The sequence below is a fragment of the Aggregatilinea sp. genome, assembly GCF_036822615.1.
Lineage (GTDB): Bacteria > Chloroflexota > Anaerolineae > Aggregatilineales > Aggregatilineaceae > Aggregatilinea.
In genome coordinates, this window is the sequence record NZ_DAISHJ010000172.1 from 1 (window position 1) to 8,306 (window position 8,306).

An 8,306-nucleotide genomic window follows, 5' to 3' on the forward strand; every position below is an offset into this window, starting at 1 on the left:
GTTCCGCGCCGCGCTGCACGATCACGGCCATCAGCAGCACCCACAGCAGTCCCGCCGCGCACGTAAACGCGAGCAGCCCGCTCACTTGTTGAAAAAATTCGGGCAATCCAGATGACTCGGGCATTGCTCGTCCTCCCCCTCACAGGCAGCTATACCGCGCCACGCGGCACACGTCCAGTATCGCTGCCCACCTATTTTTGGCAAGTGGGACACAGGTGCGTTCCGCGCTGCCCCACCACGGTTTTGATCACAGGCGTGCCGCAGCGCGGGCAGGGTCGCCCCGTCTGGCCGTAGACGTTCAGGCCGTTCTGCGCCGAGCCTTTCGTGCCATCCGGCTTACGATACCAGTTCACGCTCGCGCCCTCGCGCCGGACGCCTTCGTCCAGCACGTGCCGGATCGCGGCGTACAGGCGGGCGACGTCGTCCTCGCCCAGCGAATCCGCGCGGCGCAGCGGGTGCAAGCCGCTGGCGAACAGCGCCTCGTCCACGTAAATGTTGCCCATCCCGGCCAGGAACGTCTGGTTGAGCAGCAGCGGCTTCAGCGCGCCCGACCGCCCGGCCAGCCGCGCGCGGAACGTCTCCAGCGTGAACGAGTCGCTCAGCGGCTCCGGCCCCAGCGCCCCGGTGACTTCCGCCGGATCTTCGACCAGATACACACGCCCGAACTTGCGCGAGTCGGAAAACCGGAGCTGGTGGGCGTTGTCGAGCTGGAAGGTGAAATGCACCCAGCGATCCGCGTACTGTTCTTCGGCGTCGGGCACGACGTAGAGCCGCCCGGTCATTTTCAGGTGAATGATCAGCGTATCGGGATCGAGCGAGATCACGATGTACTTGCCGCGCCGGTCCACGCGCTGCACGGTCTGCCCGGCGATGCGGGCCACAAACAACGTCGAATCGGGCGTAGCGAGGCCCGCAGGCCAGTCGAGGCTCACGCCGGTGATGGTACGGCCCACCAGAGCATCGCGCACGCCGCGCACGACGGTTTCAACTTCAGGAAGTTCAGGCATCTCACAAACACCGCTTGGCTATCCCAACGATAGCCGTAGTGTACCCTGTCTGGCTCCCCACGCGGAGATTTCTGACGCGCCGCCAACGTGCAGCAGGCATAATTGGCAGGCAGGCGTCAACAGCCTGTCTCAATACTACATCAACAGTTTAAGGCATCGCCGCGACGTTGTGGATAGTTCTTACTGCCTACTGGTCCGCCGCAGCGGCAACCGGGCGCAGCTCGATCCGCGCCAGATTCGTCCACACGAACGCGATCCACAGCACGATGACCGGCACGACCGGCAGGAACTGGCGGTTATAGGCGCTGAGCACCGACGATCCGCCAAACACCAGCAGGTCGAAGCCCAGCAGCAGCAGGATTTCGTGGGGGATGCGCGCCCGCGCGCGCCATGTGGGATAGAGACTGATGATCACCGCCGCCAGCAGGATCAGGTTGGGCAGAATGTAGGCGTAGGTCGAGAGCTTTTGCTGCGTGTACGAATAGGGATAGTTGAACAGCAGGCGGCCCACATTCGCTGCCCAGTTTTTGAGGAACTTCACCGGGTGTTCCCGAATGTTGCGGATCGCCTGCCGCTTGAACGCCGCGTCCCGATCGAGATCCGTCATCGAGTTGACCCGGCTGAAAAACGCGCTGTGATTGACCGTCAGGGTGTGGCCGTCGTCGGTGTACTCGTCCGAGTTAAAATCGGTCTTCGAGTGCCAGTCGCCCAGATCGTCGGGATAGGGGCTAGACATCCAGTACAGGCTCAGCCCGCCCGAATTGCCCCAGTAGTACACCTGATGCGTCAGGCGATAGGTGTAAATCAGGTACGGCGCGCAGGCGGCCAGCGCCACGGCGGACATTACCACCACGGTTCTGAACACGGGCTGGCGCGTCGCAGCGAACAACAAGCCGCAAACCACGACCCCGGCCAGGATCACAAAGCCGAAGAACACCTTGGTCAGCGCCAGCGCGGCAAGGCAGAGGCCCGCCAGCACCACATACGCCGCCGGGCGAAGCTGCCCCGGGCGGAACACGCGGCAGAAAAAATAGATCATCAAGACCAGCAGCAGCAGCGCCAGCGGCTCGGAATAGAGCCGGTAGACGAGATACCAGGAGGGCAGATAAAGCCCGAACGCATACGCGCCGATCAGCGCGTGCCGCTCCTGCATGTACAGCCGCAGCGTCGCGTAAAAAACGACCGCCGCCGCATAGAGGAACACGGCGTTCAACAGCCGTGCCGCGATCCACGGCAGCCCGGCCATTGTAAACGGCACCAGCACGAGAGGATAGCCGGGGCCAAACCACAGGTCGCTGCGCCCCTCTGGCGAATAAAACCCATGGCTGAGATTTTCGGCATACTGGACGTAACGGGCCTCGTCATCGCCCGCCGCCAGGCCATTAGGAGCCGCCAGTACCACGACCAGGATGTATACGCACAAAAGCGGCAAGAGTCTGATGGCGCTTTTCATGATCTGCTCCTGTGCCTTCCAGGCAGTCTATGCAAGCGTTCGTCAATGCTTTAAGGCTGTGCGTTAATGGATTTTTTTATGATTCAGGGATGTACTTGAGTGAGTCTAACACTTGATCGAGCGTGTCCTGATAGCCGGATGATGCCTCATCGGCAAAGGTCATCCACCACAGCGCGTAACGCCCCGCCCCGACCGGGACCGCCACCGCCACGGACCGGACCGTATCTGGCTCCGGCCCCACCAGGAACACGTCTTGACCCCCCGCCGGGTTCGTACGCGTTTGCATGAAAAACACACAGTCGTCGGGCAGATCGCGCTCGATCACGCCCGAAGCAAGCGTCTGCTGCGATTCACCGGACGCCAGACCACCCTCCAGGTCGTGCTGAAGCGCCACCATGCGATTACAGACGGTCGGCTCCTCACCCGCTTCGACTTCCGGCAGGGGCTTGATCGCGTGCAGCGCCAGGGTCGCCACGACCCCCTCACGAGCCAGCGCCTCCTGGTCGGTGTTCACCAGCCGCGCCGGGGGCTGCACCCCGCCATACACCGGATCGCGCGTGACGGCGCTGAACGATTCGTCCACCCGCCCCCACACGTCTCCACCGTTCGCTTCTTCTAGCGCGGCACGGGCGGCCTGCCAGTCCGCACTGTCTTCATCGGCGGCCAGCCACGATTCCGGCAGATCCACGCTGAAGCGGAAGCCCGGCGCGCTGCCGATGCTCAGCGTCGTCTCGCTGCCGGAAAGCGCCTGATCCACCTCGTCTACCGCGTCTTCCAAAATATCCGTCACGGTGATGACATACGCCGCCACGATGAACGCCGCCACCAGCAGCAGCACGATCACGGCCAGAACGATCCGGCGGCGCTGCGTGCTGCCGCGCGGCAGATCCCCCACCGCGTGATCCAGGCGTCCGGTCCCGTTGCCGGGAAGCGGCTCGACCGGGATACCGCGCCGCGCCAGCTCGTCCCGCATGCGCAGCGCAACCGCATGGATGGGGTCCAGTTGGAGCGCCATCTGCACGCAGTAACGGTATTCTTCCAGGTCGTCCGTCGCGGCGGCGAGCCACAGCCAGCCCTCCGTACCGATGCTCTCGGTACGCGCGGCGTGCCGTAAATAGGCCAGCGCCTCGACCTTGTGCCCGGTCTGGGCCAGATAGATGCCCTGCATCAAGTTGGGCGGTGGGGTGACCATACGCGTTAGCTGTCCACCTCGCCGGTAAGTACTGCCGGAGCCTGATGCTGCGCCGGGGCGTACGGCTCGAACCCCTTCAGCCAGTCCACCGTCGCTTCCAGGCTGTACACCCCGGAAGGCCACGGCTGGTTGGCAGCCGGCTCGTAGGACCAGAACACCGGCAGGCTGGAATCGGTATCAAACATGCCCACGCTGAAGAATCCGAGCCGTCCGAAGGGATGCCCCGCCGTCGGATAGGGCGCGCCGTCGCCGTGCGAGGCCAGCCGGGCTTGCAGCGCGATCAGGCGCGGCGTCCACAGCAGCAGCGGGTTGAGCGGGTAGCGCATGCCGAACGAGTCTTCGCCGTCCGTCACCAGATGCACCTCGACGTGCAGGTGCGGGTTATTGCGCTGAACCACCGTGCGCTCGCCCAGCGAATAAACGGGCCAGCCGGACGTGCCGATGATCTGCCCGGCGATCACTTCGTCGCCGGGGGCCACGATCTGGCTGGTGGGATCGCCCATCAGGTGCTCGTAAATCACGACCACGTTGGAAAGCTGGCGCGACCCGTCGTCGTTGCGGTAGCGCACCGGCAGATAGGGCCGCAGCACCAGCGGCTCGTCGGGCAGATCGGGCGCGGGGGCGCTTTCGATCATGCCGTCGCAGACGGCGATCAGCGGCGAGCCTTCGGGCACGACGTAGTCCACGCCCGTATGCAGGCCGCGCGCGTCCTCGTAATACAGCTCCCAGTTTTTGAACGCGAAGCTGTTTGGCCCGAAGCCGACAAAATCGAACGCGTCGATCAGCGCGGGCGGCGAAGTATGCACCGGCAGCAGATCGAACGCGTCGGGCAGCCCGATCTGGTCCTGAAGCCGCCAGAAATTGCCATATTCGGGGATCATCGTCTGCCCGGCCAGCGACTGCTCAAGTTGGAGCAGCCCGTCGCCGCTCAGGCGGCTGACCTGATCGGAGGCCGTGCCGCGCACCCGCAGCAGGTCGCGCAGCAGCCCGCGCCGGAAGTCCAGCACCGCCTCGGATTCGTACCACGCGCGCACGGCCTGCGTGTACCCGGTCGAGCGCGGAAAGTCGGTCAGCTCGGCGGGAATCCAGGCGGACGGCACGTCCGGCGCATCCCAGGGGATTTGCAGCCACGTATACTCGCCCCACGACAGCGCCCGCGCCCAACGATGCTCGCCGCCGCGCAGATCGCCTAACTTCTGGCTGTCGGACGACGGCTCGCGGCGGGCCACCGCCCCACCGCGCCGCACGGTCACCATCGTATCGCGCAGCGAGACCACCGCAGGCGTCGTACTGCGCGCGGAGGTCTGCGCGCTCTGCGCCGCGCTGCCGGACGCAATCGCCTGCGCCGCCGCCGTCACCGACTGCACCGCGTTCGCGAAGGTGGTCTGGACCGGCGTCACCGGCGTTTCGTCTTCCTCGTCTTCGTCACTATCCGCCAGCGGCAGCGCGTCTTCCGCGCCATCCGTCCCGGCGCTCTCGACCGTGCCGCTGCGCCCCGGCAGCGACGTATTATCCGCTGTCGCGGCAGCAGTCGTCGCCGGAAGCGCGCCCAATACGCGGCTCGCCAGCGGCGAAGCGGATTTATTCGTACCGCTATCGTCCGTCGAGGAGGCGTGCGCCGTCACGACGCCGCGCAGAAAATCGGGCAGCATCGCGTCCAGGCGTGCGTTGAATTCATCTTCGACGGTAAGCGCGGCCAGATCGCGCACCTGCGCCGCGTCGAGGTTCGTGCCGGTTCCGGCCCGGCCCAACAACCCCTTGCCCTGAATCAGCAGGCCAATCACTTGGTGAACCCACTCGGTTCCCAGGCCCATCAGCAGCCCGGCCAGCACCAGATCCACGATGTCGAACGGACCGTCGAACCAGCCCGGCACGTTGATGCCCAGCGGCTCGAACAGGCGCAGCCCGGCAACCGTCGCCAGAAAGATGCCGAAGCCCATGCTCAGCATGTTGGCCGCGATGCGCTTGCGCGCCGTATAGATGGGGGAATCCATCGCCTTTTCGAGCGCAGCCTGCCCCGCCTCCAAGTGCTCGCGGGCCGTGATCAGGCGCGCTTCGAGCAGCGACAGCGGCCACTCCTTCGGATCGGCGCTGTCGGGGTCGCCCGCTACGGCAGCTTCCGCCGTGCGATTCTGGTTGATCAGGGCGCTGGTCAGGTCGTTCCATTCGCCCCACGCCTTACGCAGATCGACGGTCACCAGCCCCGTCACGCGTGACGCGAAGGAGTGCAGGTAGTGGCTGCAATCGAGCACCGCGCGCTCGACCCAGTTGAACACAAATTCGAGCGTGCGCTCGATCAGCGCCGCGCCCACCAGCAGCGGCGCGAGGCGCGCAGCCAGCTCATCCAGGCCGGACGGTGCGAGATCCGTGGTCCCGTCTTGAGCAAACACCGGGCCAACTGCCAGGAACAACAGCAGCACCCAGAAGGCAAGGATCGCAATGCGTAAAGTATGGGTCCGCCTGGGAGCAGGCATGCCGGCGTCCTCCTTCGGTTTCCTTCAGGTCTCTGTGCAGCCGCTAGTATATCCCCCGATTATCGACAGGGAAACCGGAGGGCGACAAGAAAGTAAGCCAGAATCAACCAGACGCAGGATTACAATCCCGATAGTTTCCGGCCCAGCGGACTGTTCCCGCAGCAGCTGCAGCGGCCCGATCGCCCCTTCGCGGCGATCAGGGCACGGAATAAACGATGTACTCCCAGCTCAGATCGCGCGCCCAGCTTTGATCCGTGCTCGCCAGCGTGAGTTCCAGCTTGAGCGGGTAGCCGCCCGGCGCCGTCAGGCCGAGCGCCTGATAGGGCACGAACACCTGCGCGGCATAGTCATAGGGCACCGTGCAGCACGTCAGCGGTACGCTCGTGCCCACAACGCCCGCGTCGTCACGGAAATCGGGCGGCGCGGCCAGATTGACCAGCGGCTCCTGCGGGATCACGTCGTGATAGAACCGGACGGACAGCATCGCGTCCTGCCCCGGCCAACGATCGAGCGTAAAGGCAACGTCGATCTGCATGCCCGGCTGCCCCTGCTGCACCGCGCCGTGTTCCACGGCCACGCTGCTGACGTGCACCTGGATCGGGTCGTTGGAGGGCGTCGGGGTCGCGTCCGGCGTGGGGACCGGGTTAAAGGCCGTCGACAGATCGGCCTCGTCCAGCGCCACCGCCAGCGCCACTTCCGCCGGGCGGATGCCGCCCAGCCGCCCGCCGGTTTCCGTTTCGGAGCGTACGAAAGTCGGGATGCCTACGAACTCGCCGTTGGTATCGACCACCAGCCCGCCGCTGTTGCCCGGCGCGATCTCGGCGTCCGTGCGATACCAGACCGGCAGGCGCTCCCCGTTGAGATCGCCGTTTTCGACCGATACGATCGTGCCGGTGGTCACCACGAGGTAATCGTCACCGATGCCGGGATAGCCGAAAATATAGATCGAGTCGCCCCGGAAGACGTCGTGCGGCGAGAGCGTGGTCGGCATGTATGGCAGGTTGAGATCGGCGGCGCGCACAGGCTCGCCGTCGGTGTCGGTGTGGATGGCGATCAGCGCGACGTCGGTATCCTCGTCGTAGCCGATCACGTCGCCATAATAGCGGTAGACGGGCACTTCGTTGATGTCGTCCAGCAGCGCGATCCCCACTTCGTCCGCGCCTTCGATGACGTGCGCGTTGGTGATGATCAGGCCGTCGGGCGTGATGATAGTGCCCGTGCCAGTCCCTTCGATCCAGCCGCTCTGAATGTTCGCCAGCAGCACCACGCTGCGCGAGATCTCTGCGATCTCGTAGCGGTCGAGCACGCCGTCCTGGTTCACGTTGTCCAGCACGACTTCCCCTGTCGAGCCGCTGTCCGTGCCGGTGCCGGTCGCATAATTGGTCACACAGGGGGTGATCCGCGCCGTGATCGCCCAGCCCTCGCTGTCCGTCAGCCGGAGCGGGACCCAGGTGTACATGCCTTCTTCGGTCGAACGGCTGTAATCGGCCTGCGCCTGTTCGCCGGGCGACAGCATCACCAGCACGCTGTAGCTCAGGCCGGGGCCGCTGCGCACGTTCAGTTCCGTCTCGCCGTTAATCTCGACACAGCGCCAGTCCCCATCGTCCTGGCGCAGCGCGATCCGCCCGCCCGGAGCTACCGCCGCCCGGACGGTCGTCGCGGCTGCCAACCACAGCACCGCCAGCGCGATTACCCCTATCCATCGACTTAGCCGCCGCATTGCATTCACTCCTATGCCAGTCCCCCGCCGTCCAGTCGAGATGCTTTCACTATACCATCGCTTATGATTCTGACATAACAGGCGGCTCGATGGGGACTACAAAAACGCGGCGTGAGGCGCATAGGGGGTGTCAGGCTGGGGCGGAATGACGCGGTGCTCGCCGCGCAGCACACGCCGCGCCAGCCAATCGCAGAACGGATCGACCGGCTCGTGCAGCGCGTCCAGCTCGGCCAGGGAGAAATAAGCGGCGGTGTCCGTCTCGCGGCCATCGGGCGTGGGATCGCCCGCCAGCGCGCGGCAGAGGAACAGCGTATACAGACGCGGCTCGCCGCCCGGCCCCGCGTGCGCCTGGATGCCGAGCAGGCCCGTCACCTCCGCCGTGACGCCGCCCTCCTCCAGCACCTCGCGCAGCGCGGCGCGATGCGGCGGATCCGGCTGTCCTTGCGCGTCGATGCCTTCC

At 65.5% G+C, this 8,306-nt stretch carries 6 protein-coding genes; all 6 read right to left on the bottom strand.

Annotation, left to right across the window (positions count from 1 at the left end):
* Positions 1–191: 191 nt before the first annotated feature.
* A complete protein-coding gene (gene mutM / locus V7116_RS24515; protein WP_324394629.1) occupies positions 192–1,007 on the bottom strand; it encodes a bifunctional DNA-formamidopyrimidine glycosylase/DNA-(apurinic or apyrimidinic site) lyase in 816 nt (271 codons plus the stop codon).
* Between the two features lie 187 nt (positions 1,008–1,194).
* A complete protein-coding gene (locus tag V7116_RS24520; RefSeq protein WP_324394630.1) occupies positions 1,195–2,460 on the bottom strand; it encodes a hypothetical protein in 1,266 nt (421 codons plus the stop codon).
* Positions 2,461–2,536: 76 nt separating this feature from the next.
* Entirely contained in the window at positions 2,537–3,652 is a 1,116-nt protein-coding gene (locus V7116_RS24525; RefSeq protein WP_324394631.1) for a hypothetical protein, read from the bottom strand.
* Between the two features lie 5 nt (positions 3,653–3,657).
* A complete protein-coding gene (locus V7116_RS24530) occupies positions 3,658–6,126 on the bottom strand; it encodes a M23 family metallopeptidase (RefSeq protein WP_324394632.1) in 2,469 nt (822 codons plus the stop codon).
* A gap of 196 nt (positions 6,127–6,322) precedes the next feature.
* A complete protein-coding gene (locus tag V7116_RS24535) occupies positions 6,323–7,846 on the bottom strand; it encodes a trypsin-like peptidase domain-containing protein (protein WP_324394633.1) in 1,524 nt (507 codons plus the stop codon).
* A 96-nt stretch (positions 7,847–7,942) separates the two neighbouring features.
* Positions 7,943–8,306, bottom strand: a 364-nt coding sequence (locus V7116_RS24540; RefSeq protein WP_324394634.1) for an NUDIX domain-containing protein, incomplete at its 5' end; no start/stop codon positions are given.

What these genes read in the sequence shown, in the direction of transcription:
- V7116_RS24530 (WP_324394632.1), bottom strand. Translation starts at nt 6,126, where the DNA reads ATGCCTGCTCCCAGGCGGACCCATACTTTACGCATTGCGATCCTTGCC.
- V7116_RS24520 (WP_324394630.1), bottom strand. Translation starts at nt 2,460, where the DNA reads ATGAAAAGCGCCATCAGACTCTTGCCGCTTTTGTGCGTATACATCCTG.
- mutM (WP_324394629.1), bottom strand. Translation starts at nt 1,007, where the DNA reads ATGCCTGAACTTCCTGAAGTTGAAACCGTCGTGCGCGGCGTGCGCGAT.
- V7116_RS24535 (WP_324394633.1), bottom strand. Translation starts at nt 7,846, where the DNA reads ATGCGGCGGCTAAGTCGATGGATAGGGGTAATCGCGCTGGCGGTGCTG.
- V7116_RS24525 (WP_324394631.1), bottom strand. Translation starts at nt 3,652, where the DNA reads ATGGTCACCCCACCGCCCAACTTGATGCAGGGCATCTATCTGGCCCAG.